The sequence below is a fragment of the Bacillus cereus group sp. Bc031 genome (assembly GCF_027716265.1).
GTDB lineage: Bacteria > Bacillota > Bacilli > Bacillales > Bacillaceae_G > Bacillus_A > Bacillus_A paranthracis.
Map to the genome: position 1 here is coordinate 1 of NZ_JAQFUL010000041.1, position 18,561 is coordinate 18,561.

Genomic DNA, 18,561 nt, shown 5'->3' on the forward strand with positions numbered 1-18,561 from the left:
TCGAAACGATTATCTGTTATTTTTGGGGAATTTAAAACCGTTGTTATTGGGTATTTTACAATCGTTGATTACAGATAGAAATTTTGGTGAAACAGTAGTTCAAAGATAACATCAAGTGTATACAATAAAGCGACAGCAGGTAATATACAAATAAATATAAATCTCCAATTTTTTAAATAATGTTTATAATTAGTAAGTACTTTTTCCATTAATATTGCTCCTACAGTTTTTATTTTCTATATAATTATACATTTAAATAAGTAGATTTACAAAGTGTTTAAAATTTATTTAGCAACTATTATGATTTTGTGTGATTGATAACGTGGAAGCAAAAAATATTTTAGGTCTATAAGTTGAGGAGGAGATGGAGAAAGATTTCATTAAAAACTTAGATAGCTGCATTAATCAATGTAAGAAATGATTTGACTAAAAAGCTTTTAAAGAACGATAGTAAAATGATACACTATACTCTACGTTATTTTTGAAATGAATAGAGGGATTTACGTGATAGATAAAATTAAAAACGTTGTTGAAGATATGTATGAAGATGAAGCAAAACATTTACTTCAAAGTATTCTAATACAGTTAGATGTATTAGACGGGAATTATAATGAAGATATGATAAAAAATTTAACGAGTATTCCTAAGCAATTAACGAATGATACAACTAAGGAAAAGAATATAAGTGAAAGTATACACATTCATATCGCTTTTGATGATTCAACAGCCGGTTGTTTAAAATATATGTTGAAACAGGAAGGGTTACTCGAGGAGAGTGTGGTTTCATTCTCTGAATTCTTTTCAATTGGGCCAATACATCAATTACATACAAATGAAGGTCAGTTAGCAAGAAAATAACGCGCATGAACATGTAGGCTTAAGTTTTGTAATCGCGCAATTAAAAGATAAGAAAAACATTCGATTTATAAATACGTCTGAAGCGAGTAAAGAAATATTAAAACAAGAGTATGATATTCGTGGAACAGGAGAGTTACCACCTGAAAGTTTAGCTCTAATTCAAAAAAGTTTTGTAAAATTGCCGTATTTAACTGTAGAGAATCGTCTGCAGTTTGAACATGAGTGGGATAGTCTATCGAAAAGTACGGAATTTTTAAGAGTTTGGACAGACAATGAAGTGCATTCTGTACAAGAAGATTATTTTGATCAATTTATAATTGAATGTGCGAAAAGTGTAGGTGCTGATCAAGAATTTCTAAAAGCTCCGATAGTAATTGGTGAAGCACTTGGTCTTGTAGAGCAATCAGTTGGCGATACGTTTTTAGAATATCGCTTAAAGGAATTAATTAAACAAGAAGTATTTGAATTTGAAGGTTCATTAGATGAAATGCGTTTCTATAGTGTGAAATTAAGAAAATAATACATCTATTCCGTTTATGAAAAAGCTCGTATTTTTAAAATACGAGCTTTATTTTTTGTTGAATTTAGGCTATACATAAGATTCCCAGAGAGGGCATATCACATATGAATGGTAAAGGTAATGAATGAAAAGAAGGTGATTTATTAATATGTATAACCAACAAAATTATCCATATGTTCAAGCGATGTATTATAATCCACAAAACTACGGGTATGAACCTACAAATGAAGTGAGAGATATTGAACAAGAAGATTACAGACCAGATGATGCGGAAGATGCTCCAACGTCACCACCTCCGTCACAAGCGCCGTCGTTACCGTCTACATTTGCTTCTCCTGCACAACCAGGTAATATGAAATCTTGGATGTGTAACTGTCTAGGAAGATGGGGCTATTTACGCTTACATCGTCCTGGTCCTTTCGGAAGGGATTTATGGTTCTTCCCGACCGAAGTGAGAAGAAATGGAGTATCAGGTTACACGTGGCAAGGTGGTCGGCGTCGTAAAATAAGTTATCGCTATCAACAAATTAGTAATTTCATGTGCTTCGCATAAAGAAAAGTGAGAGAGTAGAAAGATTTTACTCCCTCACTTTTTTATTTTTCAATATACGAAGTAAGGTTTTGATTAAAAAGTTACAATTTTCACGTTTTTATTAGCGTATAATGCATATGTTGGTTGTTTTTTTTAAACAAATGAGAGTGAGGGAATACAATGTCAATGAAAAATAAAGTTGGGCTAAGAATAGAGGATGGCATCAATTTAGCTTCAGCTCAGTTTAAAGAAGATGCATATGAAATTTATAAAGAATCTCGTAAAATGCAACCTATCTTATTTGTGAATAAAACTGAATTAGGTGCAGAGTGGCTTATTACAAGATATGAAGATGCTTTGCCGCTTTTAAAAGACAGTCGCTAAAAAAAAGATCCGGCCAATGTATTTTCTCAAGATACATTAAATGTGTTTCTTACTGTTGACAATAGTGATCATTTAACGACGCACATGTTAAATTCAGATCCACCTAACCACAATCGTCTGCGATCACTTGTGCAAAAAGTTTTCACACCGAAGATGATTGCACAACTGGAAGGAAGAATTCAGGATATTGCAGATGATTTATTGAACGAAGTTGAGCGGAAAGGTTCATTAAACCTTGTGGATGATTATTCATTTCCTTTACCAATCATTGTAATAAGTGAAATGCTCGGCATTCCAAAAGAAGATCAAGCGAAATTTAGAATTTGGTCGCATGCTGTCATTGCTTATCCAGAAACACCAGAAGAAATAAAAGAAACTGAAAAGCAACTATCTGAGTTTATTACATACCTTCAATATTTAGTTGATATGAAACGAAAAGAACCGAAAGAGGACTTGGTTAGTGCTTTAATACTTGCAGAAAGTGAAGGACATAAACTTAACGCTCGGGAACTATATTCAATGATAATGTTACTAATTGTTGCAGGGCATGAGACAACGGTAAATTTAATAACAAATACGGTATTAGCACTTCTTGAAAATCCGGATCAATTACAGTTATTAAAAGAAAATCCAAAGTTAATTGATGCAGCAATTGAGGAAGGATTACGATATTATTCCCCGGTTGAGGTTATAACTTCAAGATGGGCAGATGAACCTTTTCAAATTCATGACCAAATAATTGAAAAAGGAGATATGGTTGTCATTGCCTTAGCTTCTGCAAACCGTGATGAAACAGTATTTGAGAATCCGGAAGTATACGATATTACTCGCGAGAACAATCGCCATATTGCCTTTGGACATGGTAGCCATTTTTGCCTAGGCGCTCCACTTGCTAGGTTGGAAGCAAAAATTGCTATTACTACGTTATTCAATCGGATGCCTAAACTACAAATAAAAGGGAATCGAGAAGAAATCAAATGGCAAGGTAATTATTTAATGCGTTCTTTAGAGGAATTACCATTAACATTCTAGAATATTTATTATAAGACATGCATACATTGAAAATGTTTTACATAGAGTATGTATGTGTTATTTAAATTCGAAACGGAAGGGTGAAAACATCCCAATGATCAACTAATTCTATTTGTAAGAGATCTTCGTTAAAAAACGAAATATTCTTCTGAATAGGATTAGTCTGTACATTTATAGAAAAGGGATGTATTTCGCTCTGCGAAAATATAGTCTTTTCATATGATTTGTGCTGCCTCCTGTTCAGAACATGAAATAGGGGGCTTTTTTATGTCGACAAATGTAGAAATGAAACAAAATAATGGGGTATCACAAGTATTAAAAAACCGGTTTGTACAGGGGATTCTAGCATCAGCATTATTTTTACAAATTGGAATATGGGTTCGGAACTTTGCGGTATTACTATATGTAATGGAAATGACAAAAGGTGATGCTTTTGCTATTTCGATGATTTCAGTGGCGGAGTTTGCTCCAATTTTCATCTTTTCCTTTATTGGTGGAACGTTTGCTGATAGGTGGAAGCCGAAGAGGACTATGATATGGTGTGAGACTTTAAGTTCTTTATCAGTATTTGCAGTATTAATTACTCTAATGTTTGGAACGTGGAAAATCGTGTTTTTTGTCACACTTATTTCTGCAATCCTTTCGCAATTTTCTCAGCCATCTGGCATGAAATTGTTTAAACAGCATTTATCGGCAGAACAAATTCAATTAGCAATGTCTATTTATCAAACAATATTTGCGATATTTATGGTGTTAGGACCGATTCTTGGAACATTTATTTTTCATAGTTTTGGAATTTATATTTCAATCATTATTACAGGTATCGCTTTTTTACTTGCAGCAACTGTGTTGTTATTTCTTCCGAAAGATCTTGAGAATGATAATGAGAAGAAAGAAATCACTCTATTACAGGAAATGCTCGATGGAATTAAATATGTGAAAAAGAAAAAGGCATTAACTTTGCTAGGGCTTTGTTTTATGGCTGCAGGACTAGGAATTGGTTTAATTCAGCCGTTAGGTATTTTTATTGTGACTGAGCAGTTAGGATTATCAAAAGAGAGTTTACAATGGTTACTAACAGTAAATGGTGCAGGAATGATTGTTGGCGGTGCTTTAGCGATGGTGTTTGCAAAAAATGTTGCGCCGCAAAAGATGTTAATTATCGGTATGCTTGGTCAGGCAATTGGCATCGGTATTATAGGTTATTCCACCAATTTATGGGTAACACTCACAGCACAACTTTTTAGCGGTTTAGCTCTTCCTTGTATTCAAATAGGTATTAATACGCTCATTATTCAAAATAGTGATACTGATTTTATTGGTCGTGTAAATGGTATTTTAAGTCCGCTATTCACCGGTTCAATGGTAGTAACGATGAGTATTGCTGGTTCATTAAAAGAAATGTTCTCATTAAGTACGATGTACGAAGGCACAGCTTTACTATTTATAATTGGATTATTATTTATTTTACCTATATACAATTTAAAGCCAGTTATAGCAATAGAGAGTGAAATGAATAGGAAAGGAAGTGCTGTGCAACATGAATCCTAATCCAAATGTTAAATACCCTATCGAAGGAAATAAAAATGTTCACTTTATAAAAAATACAATAACGAAAGCTAATATACTCTCCGGAGATTATTCATATTATGATGCGAAAGATGGAGAAACATTTGAAGATCGAGTATTACATCATTATGAATTTCTTGGAGATCGCCTTATCATTGGAAAGTTTTGTTGTATTGCAAATGGAGTTACCTTTATTATGAATGGAGCGAATCATCGGATGGATGGATTTTCGGCATATCCATTTAATATATTTGGAAATGGGTGGGAGAAGTATACACCTAATTTGTCTGATTTACCTTACAAAGGTGATACAGTTATAGGAAATGACGTTTGGATCGGTATGGATACAACAATTATGCCTGGAATAAAAATAGGGGATGGTGCAATAATAGCAGCTAAATCGGTTGTGACTAGAGACGTTGCACCATATACAATTGTTGGTGGAAACCCTGCAAATAAAATAAGGGAGAGATTTTCAAATGCAATAATAGAAGAATTATTGCAAATACAATGGTGGCATTTTCATATTGAAAAAATAACTGAAAATATAGGTGCTATTGTACAAGGAGATATAGAGCCATTAAGAAAGCTAAAAAGGGAATAAAAAATGCATAACAAAAAGTATCATACCTCCGAATTTTGTTAATGATAATAGAACGAGGAGGTGTGATACTATGGCACAAGACGTTTTATGTGAAGTAAACAACTGTAAATTTTGGGCTAACGGCAATAAATGTAGCGCAGACGCAATTTATGTAGTAAGTCATAAAGGAAAACAAGCATCGACTACAGAAGAAACAGATTGCAAAACTTTCGATCCGGAAGTATAAATTTTTGAAGGGTAGCCAAATCGTGGTTGCCCTTTTATTAATTATAGTATTGATAATAAATCTCATTTTCATTCATTGTTTTTAACTTTTCTTTTATTTTTTCATATTTTCTTCATAAGTGATGTAATCCAGAGCAATTCATGTTCGATACGTGATTTACTAAATTCAATTACTTCTGTAATAAAAGGTGAACTAGCATCTAAAGATTGAATAGCAGTAAGTTGTTTATGTAGTATGTCTTGGCGTATTGTTAAAACTTCTTTTCTAGCTTCATAATCAAGCTTTTCAAAAAGCGCGATACGAACAAGAAATTCTATATTGTTTGTCGCGAGTTTTTTGGGAAACTCGCGCAACATTTCAGAAAAATTTCTTCTCCTGTTTCAGTAATTTCATACATATTTCGGTTTGGTTTTCCGACTTGTGTATGTACCTTTTTCGTTATAGCCCTCATACTCTCAAAACGTCGAAGAGAAGGATAAAGTATATTATGATTTAATTCAAAATTCTTACCTATTCGCTTAAAACTCAATAAACTGTTCAGCAAGGTACAAATTTACTGTACCTTGTTTTTTTATTTCTCAATTGTAAAATTTTAGTTGGTTATTTAGTATGGAAGTGTGTGAATAAGAGTAGAGGAGGATGCTTATGTTAACGTGTAATGGAAGTAAGACGTTCCAAACATTTATTAAAGCTGTAACGGATTTAATAAATAGTAATTTGTTAGAAGATCAAATTGTTTGTGGGATTGAAAAATTATTAGAAGAACTTTTAGAAAAGAAAACATGGCTTCCGTTAGAAAAACAGAAGGCGAATTCGGCTCAATATGAACGACACTTGCTTTATGAAGATCCTTTAAATCGTTTTGAAGTATTAGCTCTTGTATGGAAAGATGGACAATCGACTCCTTTGCATGATCATGATGGCACATGGGGAGTAGAAGGCGTATTTACAGGAAGAATAATGGTGCAGAACTTTATACAAACGAAGCAGCTTGAAAATTCACTTGTTTATTTAACTCATACAGGAAATCTTTATTTGGGAGAAGGAGAAACAGATAAAGTCATTCCACCAGCTGATTGTCATATTCTTGAAATAGCAGAAAATGAAAGCGTTGTCACTATTCATGTTTACGGAAAACGTTTAGAAAAGTTTAAAATATATGTCCCAACTGAAGAAAAGAATGTGTACATGTGTGAGACGAAATATATTAGTTATAGTTCATAGTTTAAAATCAGAAGCTTTTCTTTAAAAAGAAAAGCTTCTGATTTTATTTTTAATTATTTCTTGACCTGAAACGCTTTTCATAAATTATAACTAAAGAGAACCTCACGAGATCAGTGTGAAAACGATACCTTGAATATAGGTAGAACTCGTGTATTTTAGAAAGTGGTGAAGAAATAATGAAATTAATAGCAATTGATTTAGATGGAACCCTTCTTTCAGGGAATAAAATGATTAGTACAGAGAATGCAAAAGCAATTCGAGCATGTCAAGAAGCGGGCCATGTTGTAGCGATTTGTACAGGACGTTCTATTGTCGATATTGAACGATTATTGTTAGAAGCTGATTTAGAGTGTCCGATCATTGCAGAAAATGGTGCACTTATATATAAAGATAAAAAAATGATGAAAAGATATCCAATTCAAAATATGCAGGCACTTAAAATAGTAAAATATCTTGAAGAGAATGGTTTATATTATCAACTTTATACAGATAAAGGCGTATATGTTCCAGAATATGGAGTGGAAAGTGTACGCAGGGAAATTGAGGATTTGAAAAATTCAAAAACAAATGTGGATATACAAGAATTAGAAACAATTGCAGCATTATACCTTGAGCATACAGCATTTCATAGTACGGAAAGTTGCAAGTCAATTGTAGAAACAGAAATACACGTGCATAAATTGTTGCCATTTTCTTATGATATAGAGAAATTAAAAAAACTAAAAGAAACATTTCTTCATAATTCAGATTTAGCAATTACATCTTCATATTGGCACAATTTAGAGATTAATCATCGAGATGCTCAAAAAGGGAATGGATTATACACTTTAGCTGAATATCTTAATATTTCAGTTGAAAATACTGTTGCGATAGGTGATGGGCTAAACGATGTTTCTATGATGGAAAAAGCGAACATTTCAATTGCAATGGGAAATGCTGTTGAAGAAATAAAAGCGATGTGTAAATATGAAACATTATCTAATGAAGAACATGGTGTTGCACATGCTTTATATAAATATGTAATGTAACATAAAAAGAAAAAAAGAATCCAATTGGATTCTTTTTTTCTTTTTATTAGGGGTAAGGTATTCTATGAGATTCATAGAAGCCTTATTACATTTTATTATATAGAATATATTGGAATAAATGTTTATATTTTTCATGATAATTGTGAAAATTTTATGAACTTTATATGTAATGTATTTTTATATTGCTACTAGTGTGTATAAAACTATGTCAAAACTTAACGAATGTAAGGATGTTAAGGAGAGTTCATGCAACATAAAAGATCATGATTGGCTCAGCTAATAATCAGTCGGAGATGAATAAAACTTACTAATTAGAGTTTCAATTTGCATGCATATATTTTTTGTTTTTAATTGAAAAATAAAATTTGTTCGAATAATTATTCTTCAGCTATATACCTACAGGCACATTCTTCGTATAATGGAGAAGTATGAATTTAAAGTTTGTATGAATTTTACATATTGAGGTGAAAAAGGAATGAATGCGCGGCTAATGGAACTTATTGATGTGAGTACAATAGAAACCATGGCAGAACAATTTTATCAATTAACCAACATATCACATCAACTTCTTGATGCTGAAAAAGAATGTATATTTTCATTTGGAATAAATGAAAAGAAAATATGTAAACTTCCCAAAATTGAAATCCCCATTTTTTTATACAATCAATATTTAGGATCTTTTGTTGTATGGTCTCAGAAAAGCGAAATTTTCAATTCCCAAAAATACTTTGAAATGCTTTCAAATCTAATTATAGGTGGGGTAATGAAAGGATTTCAAAATAAAAATACAACGTTACTTACTCGAAAAGAGGAGGAACTACATACAATCTTACAAAACATGCCTGTTATGGTTGATGCACTTGATTATAATGGAGATTTTGTTTTGTGGAATCGCGAATGTGAAATTGTAACAGGATATACTGCGGAAGAGGTAATTGGAAATCCAAACGCACTTCGCTTACTGTATCCTGATCATAATTATCGTCACGAGATACAAAAGAAATTTTTGACTCGTGGAAAGAACTTTAGAGATTGGGAAATGCGCTTAACATGTAAAAATGGTGAAATTAAAACGATAATGTGGTCCAATATATCAGAACAGTTTCCTGTAAGTGGATTTAGTTATTGGGCTGTTGGTGTAGATATTACACATTTAAAAGCAATAGAAGAGAAATTAAAACAACAAACGTCTGAATTGGAATTAATTTTTCAAGCTTTACCAGACTTATGTTTCTTAACAGAAGATGACGGCACAATTATTGATTATAAAGCAGGATCCCCTACAAAATTTTACGTACCCGCAGAAGCTTTTATGGGAAAAAAGTTTTACGATGTCTTACCATCTCCAGTAGCACAGCAGTTTCAGGAAGCCATTAGTCAAGTGAAGGAAAAAGGAACGAATGTAATAGTAGAATATCCACTTACACTTAATGACAGTGTTGACTTCTTTGAAGCCAGGTGCTTACCATTATTACAGGATAAAATTATGATTATCGTACGCGATATTACAGAGCGAAAAAAGACAGAAGAATTGCTAAATAAATCAGATACGCTTGCAGCAATTGGACAATTAGCGGCTGGTGTAGCTCATGAAGTAAGAAATCCGTTAACTGTAATTAAAGGGTTTATTCAATTATTCCAAATTAATAAAGAAGATCAAGAAAAATATTTTGATTTAATGCTTTCTGAAATTGAAAGAATAGAAGCGATTCTTCAAGAATTTTTGTCGATTGCTAAAACAGACGAAATAAGTACCGAAAAGAAAAATATTTATCAACTATTTAAAAATGTCGTCTCATTAATGAATACAAAAGCAATTATGACAAATATTCAAGTTGAATTATATACAGATTCCAAGGATATAATCATTGAATGCTCAGAAAATCAACTGAAACAAGTATTTATTAACATTTTGCAAAATTCAATCGAAGCTATGCCAGATGGTGGGAGAATTTCAATTCACATAAAAGAAATAGGCAAAGATGGTATCATTATTAGTGTAATTGATAAAGGAATAGGAATACCTGAAGAACGAATTAAAAGATTAGGTGAACCATTCTATAGTACGAAAGAAAAAGGTACCGGTATTGGATTGATGTTAAGTTATAAAATTATTGAAAGTCATCAAGGGAATATAAGTATTATGAGTGAGGTTGGCGTCGGAACAACAGTAACGATTTACTTGCCAAAAATTCAGAGTAAAAAGCCTTTATCAAATTATGATGATAGATTAGAATCAATACGTTCAATTATTAATTCTTAAATACCCAATAACGAAAAGTTAAGCTTTTCGTTATTGGGTATTTTTGTATTTAATTTAGAAAACTTTACCTTTTCTTTAGATTTGCTTTAATTTCTATTAAGTTTTTATCAATATATTAGTATTTGTGCAAAGTAATGTATAGAAAATGTGCATTACTTTTAATATATAGATTCAATTATTAATAGAAATACAGTAAGGAGGAGATTATGACAAGGTGAAAAAACAAGAGAAAAAAAGCGGTAGAGCAGTACCGATGCGGTTAAACATTTTATTCTTATGTGTATTTATATTGTTTTCTGCCATGATTATACAATTAGGTAAAGTACAAATTATTGATGGTGAGACGTATAAAAATGAAGTGGAGAAGAGAGAAAATGCAACCGTAAGCCTTTCTGTGCCGCGGGGGAAAATATTTGACCGAGAAGGGAATCCAGTAGTTGATAATAAGTCTTTACGTACAATTACATATACAAAGATGAAAGGTGTAAAATCAGAAGAAATATTAAAAACAGCAAGACAACTTGCAGACATAATTGAAATACCAAAAGAAGATATAGATAAACTAACTGAGACGGATAAGAAAGATTTTTGGATGCAATTAAATCCGACACTAACCGAAAAATTAGTATCTAAAAAAGAAATAAATAGGTTCAGAGATAAAGATATTACCGGAAAAAATTTAGATAAAAAAATTGAAGAGTTAAAAAGAAAACGAGTTACGGATAAAAATCTTCAAGATTTAACAGATAAAGATATAAAAGTGTTAGCTATTAAAAGTAAGATGACTTCTGGTTATCAAATGGCTCCACAAATTATAAAAAAAGACGTTAGTGAAAAGGAATTTACTATAATTAGTGAAGGTTTAGCAAATCTCCCAGGTGTAGACGTGTCGGTTGATTGGGAGAGAGTGTATGTGAATGATGGATTATTCCGATCTGTTCTTGGAAATGTTTCTAATTCTGATGAAGGATTACCAAGTGAACGATTAGATTATTACTTAGTACGTGATTATAGCCGAAATGATAGGGTTGGAAAAAGTTATATCGAGCAGCAATATGAAGATGTACTTCATGGTACAAAAAAAGAAGTAAGAAGCGTTGCAGATAAACAAGGTACTACAATTAGAACGGAAACAATTTCTGAGGGAAAGAGCGGTAAGAACTTAACTTTAACGATAGATATGGAATTACAGAAAAAAGTAGAAGAAAGTATAGAAAAAATATTAAAGGCATATAAAGGATCTGAATCTATGTTGGACCGTGCTTTCGTTGTAATGATGAATCCGAAAAACGGACAAGTATTATCAATGGCTGGGAAAAGACTTGTAGAAAAAGACGGGAAAACAGAAATTGAAGACTATGCATTAGGTACAATGACTAGTTCATATGAGCTGGGATCAACAGTTAAAGGTGCCACAGTTTTAACTGGATTTGAAACGAAAGCTATAACACCAGGTACTTATTTTTATGATGCACCTATGAAGTTTAAAGGTACTAGGGAGAAGAAATCTTGGAAAGAGTTTGGAAACATTGATGATTTAAGAGCGTTACAAGTCTCTTCAAACGTTTATATGTTTCATACAGCATTAAAAATTGCAGGTGTGGATTATGTGAAAAATAGTTCATTAAATATTAAACAGGAATACTTTGATAAAATGAGGTACTATTTCAGACAATTCGGATTAGGTGTTCCAACGGGTATTGATTTACCGAATGAAACAGCTGGACAAATTGGTAAAAAAGATAATCAGCCGGGTTTCTTATTAGATTACTCAATTGGTCAGTATGACACGTATACACCACTTCAGCTCGTACAGTATATTTCAACAATTGCAAACGGTGGATATCGAATGAAGCCACAAATTGTACAAGAGGTAAGAGAGCAAACGTCGCAAAAAGATGAGATTGGTAAAGTGGTGCATGCAGTAGAACCAATTGTTTTAAATAAAATTGATATGAAAGAGGAATATATAAATCAAGTAAAAGAAGGATTTAGAAAGGTATTCCAAGAGGGTGATGGAACAGGAGTAAGGGCGTTCCAAAAAGCATCTTATAAACCAGCAGGTAAAACAGGAACAGCACAGACAGTTTACGGTGGAGAAAGCGATATTGGAAGAAATGAAAAGGGCGAGAGAAGAGAATGTTATAACTTAACGTTAGCAGGGTATGCGCCATATGATAATCCAGAAGTAGCATTCTCTGTAGTTGTGCCGTGGGTTATGAATGATAAATCTGGTATTAACTCTGATATTGGAAAAGAAGTTTTAGATGCTTATTTTGAATTAAAAAATAAGAGATTGACTGGATAAATTTTACAAATAGATAGCTCTCAAGAAGGTTAAAACATATGAAATAATATAGAAACTAGAGTCATTTAATTTAGGGATAGATTCAAAATAGGTGATAGAAAGGTAAAATCATTCTATCAATTGTTCACGTTTTATAAAATAAATCATATATTGATAGCATAGGACAAGCTGAAAAGCTTATTCTAACCTCACAGAACACTCCTTATCACGGTTAGGCATCTACTTATGTAGATGCCTTTTTTAATTAAATAACTGACAATTATTTATCAATCTAAAGTAGCAAGTATATTAGGACTATTAGGGGAAGATTGACGGTAATCATTACAGTATGATTAATAAGAGTGTTGAAATGTAAGGAGTGAGAAAGAAGTGCTAAATATTTTAATGATTAATTTTCCAGCAGAGGGACATGTAAACCCGACATTAAGTTTAGTCAAAGCCTTTACTGAACGGGGGGATCACGTACACTATATTACTACAGAACACTTTAAAGGCAGAATTGAAGATTTGGGAGCTACTGTATATACCCATCCAGATTTATTAAAGGATATTTCTATTGATACTGAAACTTCATATGGATTGAACTCTTTCTTTCATGTACATGTTCAAACTTCTTTATATATATTAGAAATTACGAAACAATTATGTGAAAGCATTAATTTTGATTTCGTAATTTATGATATATTTGGTGCTGGAGAGTTAGTAAAGGAGTATTTACAAATTCCAGGCATAGTTTCTTCTCCTATATTTTTAATTCCTACTGAATTTTTGGAGACTTTACCTTTTCATCCTAATGCAGAAATACCATTCCAACCTGATGAAATTTCTGAACAGTTACTATATCGAATGGAACATGAATTTGGAGTAAAGCCTAAAAACAATCTTCAATTTATGCATAACAAGGGAGATATTACTCTTGTGTACACAAGTCGTTACTTCCAACCTAATAGCGATTTGTTTGGAGAAAATAACATTTTTATTGGACCAAGTATTTCAAAGCGTAAAACAAATGTAGAGTTTCCACTTGAATTGCTTAGAAGGTAAGAAAGTTATTTATATTTCAATGGGGACACTGCTTGAAGGACTTGAACCATTCTTTAATACTTGTATTGATACTTTCTCAGATTTTAAAGGGGTAGTTGTAATGGCAATTGGTGATAGAAATGATCGTTCTAAAATTAAGAAAGCGCCAGACAATTTTATAATTGCTTCATACGTACCCCAATCAGAAATATTAAATGAAGCAGATGTTTTTATTACACATGGTGGCATGAACAGTGTACACGACGCTATTTATTTTAATGTCCCATTTGTCATCATTCCACATGATAAAGATCAACCGATGATAGCACAAAGATTAACTGAGCTGGAAGCCGCACATAGGTTATTGAAAGAGCATGTTAATGTACAAAGTTTAAAAGAAGCGGTAACAGACGTACTTTTAAATGAAAAGTATAAGCATGGTATACGAAAACTGAATGAAAGTTTTTTAGAATGCGGTGGTTCAAAAGAAGCAATTACCGTGATTACATCTCTTTTAATTAAATAGTTTAGACAATATAAAAGCATAGGGGCTCTACCTTTATGCTTTTATATGATTATCCTGCAAACTGCACAGCAGTATTTGCATGTAAAAAAGCAGTATCAAAAACAGGAACAGTAAGGTCGTCTTGGGAAATGAGCAATGGTATTTCAGTGCAGCCTAGTAGTATACCTTCTGCGCCATTTTGAATTAATGATTTTGTAATTTGTAATAGCTTTTCTTTTGATGTTTCTGAAATAATTCCTTTACTTAATTCATTTAAAATAACATGATGAATAAAATTTCTTTCCTCTTCATTTGGGATGATTGTCTCAATGTTATAGTTTGCTAGACGTGATTTATAGAAGTCTTGTTCCATCGTTTGTTTCGTACCCAATAATCCGATACGCTTTATATTCTGTTCTACCATTTCTTTAGCACTTACATCACCTATGTGAAGAAGTGGAATGGATATTGCACTTTCTACTTCTTCAGCAAATAGATGGACCGTATTGGAACACATTAATAAACATTCAGCTCCGGATTTTTCAACCTTCTTTGCAACAGTAACTAATTCGTTTTTCACTTCTTCATATTGATGATTTTGTAATAAAGTCGTTACTTCACCAAAGTCCATGCTATATAAAACAAGCTTTGCATTTTGATCGTATTGAGAGAGTGTAAGTGTATTAATATGTTTATAATATAATGATGTAGATTCCCAACTTAGTCCGCCAATTAAACCAATTACTTTCATCGTATATTCCTCCCGTAACTATTTTGAATTCATTATTTCATAATTCCGATAAAAATACAATGATTTAAATGTACTGTTAAACAAAAAATAAAAATAATTAGAAAAGTGTTGAAAATTATATTGTTTAATGCCATAATACGAATTACAAATTAATACTTATCCAGAGAGGTGGAGGGAACGGCCCTATGAAACCTCAGCAACCCCTATGTAAATGTATAGGAAGGTGCTAATTCCGCGGAGAACACGATGTGTTTTTTGGAAGATAAGAGGATTCTTAAATGTGAAAGAAAATGACCTCTTATGTAAGAGGTCATTTTTTGTTGTATAGAAAGGGAGTGTCGATGCATAATTCATTTTCAAAATAAATATAGAGTAATAAAAGTTGACTATTAAGAGGGGGGAATTGTTATGAACAAATTATCAACAAAATTAGTAGTGGCAATCGGAATTGGAGCAGCATTATACGGGATATTAGGACTTTGGGGATTTTCTATTGCACCAAATACATTTATTAAACCTGCATTAGCTATTTTAACCGTTTTTGGAGCGTTATTTGGTCCAGTGGCAGGGCTGTTAATAGGACTTATCGGTCATACTGTAACAGATACAATTGCTGGCTGGGGTATTTGGTGGGGCTGGGTTTTTAGTTCCGGCATTATCGGCTTTGCAATGGGGTTCATTCAAAAAAGAGTTGGCTTTAGTGTGAAAAACGGGACATATAATAAGGGAGATATTTCTTATTTAGCCATTACTGGCTTAATTGGAATTGTCATTGCTATTATATTTGCTGGGGCATTCGATATTATTGTAATGGGAGAACCGTTTGACAAAATTGTTATACAAGTGTTAGGTGCAACAATTGCTGACGTTATTGTATTTTTAGTTCTTGGATTGCCAATTACAATAGGCCTAGCTAAATCAAATAAGAAACATACACATTTAAAAATTGAAAAGTAGGGATATTAAAATGCAACCAATTATTTCTTTTGAACAATTCAACTTTCAATATAAGCATGCAGCGCAGCCTACTGTGAAAGACATTACATTTCATATATATCCTGGGGAAAAAGTGCTAATTGCTGGACGAAGTGGTTCAGGGAAATCAACATTAGCTCATTGTATGAATGGGCTAATCCCATTTTCTTATGAAGGGACTAGTACTGGTAATATTTTAATTGCTGGAAAAGATCCGAGGAAAAAGAGTGTTTTTGAACTGAGTAAACATGTAGGCACAATTTTGCAAGATCAAGATGCACAATTTATTGGTCTTACAGTAGAAGAAGATGTAGCCTTTTATTTAGAAAATGAATGTGTAAATCAGGATGAAATGAAAAAGATTGTCTCGGAGTCATTAAAAAAGGTAGGGATGCATACTTTTCATAAACAAAGTCCGCATGAATTATCTGGAGGGCAAAAACAAACTGTTTCTTTAGCGGGTTTGTTAACAACAAATGCTCCTATATTATTGTTCGATGAACCGTTAGCAAATTTAGATCCAGCTAGCAGCTTACATACAATTGAACTTATTAAAAATATACATAAGCAATATAATAAAACAATTGTAATTATTGAACATCGAATAGAAGAAATGTTAAATCTGGATTTAGATAAAATTATTTTAATTGATGAAGGGGAAATTGTTGCGATAGGGACACCAGATGAGATTTTAGCGTCAAATATATTACCCTCAATCGGATTAAGAGAACCTATGTACATAGAAGGATTAAAAAGATTACATTTTGATAGTAATAATGACGTAATATATCCACTTGAAAATCTTCATAAGGAAAGTATTAGTGGTGTAATAAAAGAGTGGATGGAGAAAAAAGCTTTTTGTAAAGATACTCCTACAAAAAAAGAATTATTGAAAGTAGAGAATTTATCATTTTCATATCCTAATAAACAAAAAGTATTAGAGAATGTAAATTTATCCATATATGAAGGAGAAATTGTAGCACTTTTGGGCCATAACGGAGCTGGAAAATCAACATTAGCTCATAGTCTTATAGGAATAAACAAAACAAAAAATGGCAGGATTTTAATTGATGGAGTAAATATCAATTCTTGGTCTATACGTAAACGCGGTGAGATTATATCTTATGTCATGCAAAATCCAAATCACATGATTACACAACCTACTGTTATAGAAGAGGTTTCATTCACATTAAAATTACAAAAGGTTTCAAAGGAAGAAATTAAGTTTAGAGCGGAGGAAGCGTTAAAAATTTGTGGTTTGTATACATTTCGAAATTGGCCAATTCAAGCGTTAAGTTATGGACAAAAAAAGAGATTAACGATTGCATCTGTACTAACAGCAAATCCAAAACTTATCATATTAGATGAACCGACAGCGGGACAAGATTATTATCATTATAAACAGTTTATGTCGTTTATTAGAAAATTAGCTAAAAAGGGAATATCATTTATTTTTATCACACACGATATGAATCTCGCATTGGAATATGCAGACAGGGCGATAGTTTTACACGAAGGGAGAATTATTGCGAATCATACCGCATCCATTGTATTAGGTCATCCAGAAACGTTAAAAAGAGCGAACTTAAAGGAGAGTTCTTTATTTAAACTCGTTAAATTTAGTGGTATTGCAAATCCTGAAAGGTTTATGGAACTTTATTTTGATGTTATTAGGAGGGAGGAAGGTGTATAATACATATTTTCATCGCATGGACGGAGCAGTGAAATTGTTGTTCTTTATTTTTGGTATGACGCTTACCTTTTTATTTTTTGATTTTCGCGTATTGCTATTCGTATTTATAATTGGATGTATCGGACTTTTAGTTGCTAAAATTCCATTTCGTAAAATTTTTATTGTTTTTACTGTTATATTTACATTTAGTTTATTAAATTCTGTCATGATCTTATTTATTACACCAACCCATGGATCTGAATTAACTGGATCGTATACTTCATTTATGTATATTGGATATGCAACAATTACATACGAAACATTATTTTATGCAGCTACACTTTCGTTAAAGTATTTTACGTTATTACCATTTACACTTATTTTTATTTATACGACTGATCCAAGCAAATTTGTGAGTAGCTTAAGTAAATTTCGAATTCATTATAAAATTACTTATGCGATAAATATTGCATTACGTTATATACCTGATATTCAGTCCGAATATAAAGTTATTAAACATGCCCAAGAGGCGAGAGGAGTAGCTTTCGAAAAAGGAGAAGCAAGTTTATGGATCCGCATGCAAAACCGTGTCTTAATTTTTTGGCCTTTAATTATTTATTCTTTAGAGAGAATCGATACAGTTTCAAACGCAATGGATTTAAGAGGGTTCGGAAAGAAGGATACACGTACGTGGTTCTATACAAATAAAGCGAAAAGCCAGGATTTCATTGCTTTATTTGTAGGTATTTTTATTTTAATTGCTGCAGTATATGTAAAGTTACATGTATTTCAAAATTTTTGGTATCCATTTTAAAGCACTCTCAAATGAGTGCTTTTACTTATTTTTATATAGACATGCTCAAAAAAGGGATATTTACATAATGTATAATACGAACCAGTTAAAATGATCAACTACCTATTAGTTTTCAAACCAAAAGGAGGAGAAAATATGAGTTACGGTGGTTCTTGTGGTTTTGGTGGAGGTTTCGCTTTATTAGTTGTGTTATTTATTTTATTAATTATCGTTGGATGCAGCTGCTGGGGCGGAGGGTACTAATTTTTAGTTAGTCTCCACAAATGTAAAACT

13 protein-coding genes, 4 pseudogenes and 1 riboswitch are annotated in these 18,561 nt (G+C 32.2%); of the genes and pseudogenes, 15 read left to right on the forward strand and 2 right to left on the reverse strand.

Features of this window, described 5'->3' with window-relative positions; all coding sequences use genetic code 11:
• Window positions 1–504: 504 nt before the first annotated feature.
• The 6 genes and pseudogenes from PDQ33_RS16420 (at window position 505) to PDQ33_RS16445 (ending at window position 5,725) form a co-directional block, all read left to right on the forward strand.
• A pseudogene (locus PDQ33_RS16420) lies at window positions 505–1,378 on the forward strand (DUF1835 domain-containing protein).
• A 148-nt stretch (window positions 1,379–1,526) separates the two neighbouring features.
• Window positions 1,527–1,931 carry a hypothetical protein gene (locus PDQ33_RS16425; RefSeq protein WP_270756292.1) on the forward strand — a complete coding sequence of 135 codons (405 nt, stop codon included), beginning with the start codon at window positions 1,527–1,529 and terminating at the stop codon, window positions 1,929–1,931.
• A 159-nt stretch (window positions 1,932–2,090) separates the two neighbouring features.
• Window positions 2,091–3,326: pseudogene (cypA, locus tag PDQ33_RS16430) on the forward strand (cytochrome P450).
• A gap of 267 nt (window positions 3,327–3,593) precedes the next feature.
• On the forward strand, window positions 3,594–4,877 hold the full coding sequence (locus tag PDQ33_RS16435; protein WP_061130323.1) for an MFS transporter: 1,284 nt from the start codon (window positions 3,594–3,596) through the stop codon (window positions 4,875–4,877).
• Window positions 4,867–5,499: a Vat family streptogramin A O-acetyltransferase gene (locus PDQ33_RS16440; protein WP_001069222.1), complete on the forward strand. Its 633-nt coding sequence runs from the start codon at window positions 4,867–4,869 to the stop codon at window positions 5,497–5,499. The genes PDQ33_RS16435 and PDQ33_RS16440 overlap by 11 nt, the downstream gene beginning before the upstream one ends.
• A gap of 70 nt (window positions 5,500–5,569) precedes the next feature.
• Window positions 5,570–5,725: a DUF1540 domain-containing protein gene (locus PDQ33_RS16445; RefSeq protein WP_000046091.1), complete on the forward strand. Its 156-nt coding sequence runs from the start codon at window positions 5,570–5,572 to the stop codon at window positions 5,723–5,725.
• A gap of 101 nt (window positions 5,726–5,826) precedes the next feature.
• Here the strand turns inward: PDQ33_RS16445 and PDQ33_RS16450 are convergent.
• Window positions 5,827–6,278: pseudogene (locus tag PDQ33_RS16450) on the reverse strand (PadR family transcriptional regulator).
• Between the two features lie 92 nt (window positions 6,279–6,370).
• Between PDQ33_RS16450 and PDQ33_RS16455 the strand changes: the two are divergent.
• From PDQ33_RS16455 to PDQ33_RS16475, 5 genes and pseudogenes are all read left to right on the forward strand, one after another.
• Window positions 6,371–6,949, forward strand: coding sequence for a cysteine dioxygenase family protein (locus PDQ33_RS16455; protein WP_270395189.1), 579 nt, complete (start codon window positions 6,371–6,373; stop codon window positions 6,947–6,949).
• A gap of 176 nt (window positions 6,950–7,125) precedes the next feature.
• Window positions 7,126–7,977, forward strand: coding sequence for a Cof-type HAD-IIB family hydrolase (locus PDQ33_RS16460; protein WP_061130324.1), 852 nt, complete (start codon window positions 7,126–7,128; stop codon window positions 7,975–7,977).
• A 475-nt stretch (window positions 7,978–8,452) separates the two neighbouring features.
• Entirely contained in the window at window positions 8,453–10,240 is a 1,788-nt protein-coding gene (locus tag PDQ33_RS16465; RefSeq protein ID WP_061130325.1) for a PAS domain-containing sensor histidine kinase, read from the forward strand.
• Window positions 10,241–10,454: 214 nt separating this feature from the next.
• The gene (locus PDQ33_RS16470) at window positions 10,455–12,548 is read left to right on the forward strand and encodes a peptidoglycan D,D-transpeptidase FtsI family protein (RefSeq protein WP_061130313.1); all 2,094 of its coding nucleotides are present in this window, start codon (window positions 10,455–10,457) and stop codon (window positions 12,546–12,548) included.
• Window positions 12,549–12,917: 369 nt separating this feature from the next.
• A pseudogene (locus PDQ33_RS16475) lies at window positions 12,918–14,097 on the forward strand (macrolide family glycosyltransferase).
• Window positions 14,098–14,146: 49 nt separating this feature from the next.
• On the opposite strand, the gene PDQ33_RS16480 reads toward PDQ33_RS16475, so the two are convergent.
• A complete protein-coding gene (locus PDQ33_RS16480) occupies window positions 14,147–14,827 on the reverse strand; it encodes an aspartate/glutamate racemase family protein (RefSeq protein ID WP_000864405.1) in 681 nt (226 codons plus the stop codon).
• Between the two features lie 153 nt (window positions 14,828–14,980).
• Window positions 14,981–15,096, forward strand: a riboswitch (SAM riboswitch).
• 139 nt (window positions 15,097–15,235) lie between these two features.
• On the opposite strand from PDQ33_RS16480, the gene PDQ33_RS16485 reads away from it, so the two are divergent.
• From PDQ33_RS16485 to PDQ33_RS16500, 4 genes are all read left to right on the forward strand, one after another.
• Window positions 15,236–15,784: an ECF-type riboflavin transporter substrate-binding protein gene (locus tag PDQ33_RS16485; protein WP_046199162.1), complete on the forward strand. Its 549-nt coding sequence runs from the start codon at window positions 15,236–15,238 to the stop codon at window positions 15,782–15,784.
• Window positions 15,785–15,794: 10 nt separating this feature from the next.
• Entirely contained in the window at window positions 15,795–17,495 is a 1,701-nt protein-coding gene (locus tag PDQ33_RS16490) for an ABC transporter ATP-binding protein (protein WP_001182476.1), read from the forward strand.
• Entirely contained in the window at window positions 17,488–18,288 is an 801-nt protein-coding gene (locus PDQ33_RS16495) for an energy-coupling factor transporter transmembrane component T family protein (protein ID WP_270756290.1), read from the forward strand. Before PDQ33_RS16490 ends, PDQ33_RS16495 begins: the two co-directional genes overlap by 8 nt.
• A 135-nt stretch (window positions 18,289–18,423) precedes the next feature.
• The gene (locus PDQ33_RS16500; protein WP_000120182.1) at window positions 18,424–18,531 is read left to right on the forward strand and encodes a YjcZ family sporulation protein; all 108 of its coding nucleotides are present in this window, start codon (window positions 18,424–18,426) and stop codon (window positions 18,529–18,531) included.
• Window positions 18,532–18,561 lie beyond the last annotated feature (30 nt).

Coding starts and splice junctions, on each gene's coding strand:
- PDQ33_RS16480 (WP_000864405.1), bottom strand. CDS start 14,827: ATGAAAGTAATTGGTTTAATTGGCGGACTAAGTTGGGAATCTACATCA.
- PDQ33_RS16435 (WP_061130323.1), top strand. CDS start 3,594: ATGTCGACAAATGTAGAAATGAAACAAAATAATGGGGTATCACAAGTA.
- PDQ33_RS16440 (WP_001069222.1), top strand. CDS start 4,867: ATGAATCCTAATCCAAATGTTAAATACCCTATCGAAGGAAATAAAAAT.
- PDQ33_RS16425 (WP_270756292.1), top strand. CDS start 1,527: ATGTATAACCAACAAAATTATCCATATGTTCAAGCGATGTATTATAAT.
- PDQ33_RS16485 (WP_046199162.1), top strand. CDS start 15,236: ATGAACAAATTATCAACAAAATTAGTAGTGGCAATCGGAATTGGAGCA.
- PDQ33_RS16445 (WP_000046091.1), top strand. CDS start 5,570: ATGGCACAAGACGTTTTATGTGAAGTAAACAACTGTAAATTTTGGGCT.
- PDQ33_RS16465 (WP_061130325.1), top strand. CDS start 8,453: ATGAATGCGCGGCTAATGGAACTTATTGATGTGAGTACAATAGAAACC.
- PDQ33_RS16460 (WP_061130324.1), top strand. CDS start 7,126: ATGAAATTAATAGCAATTGATTTAGATGGAACCCTTCTTTCAGGGAAT.
- PDQ33_RS16500 (WP_000120182.1), top strand. CDS start 18,424: ATGAGTTACGGTGGTTCTTGTGGTTTTGGTGGAGGTTTCGCTTTATTA.
- PDQ33_RS16490 (WP_001182476.1), top strand. CDS start 15,795: ATGCAACCAATTATTTCTTTTGAACAATTCAACTTTCAATATAAGCAT.
- PDQ33_RS16455 (WP_270395189.1), top strand. CDS start 6,371: ATGTTAACGTGTAATGGAAGTAAGACGTTCCAAACATTTATTAAAGCT.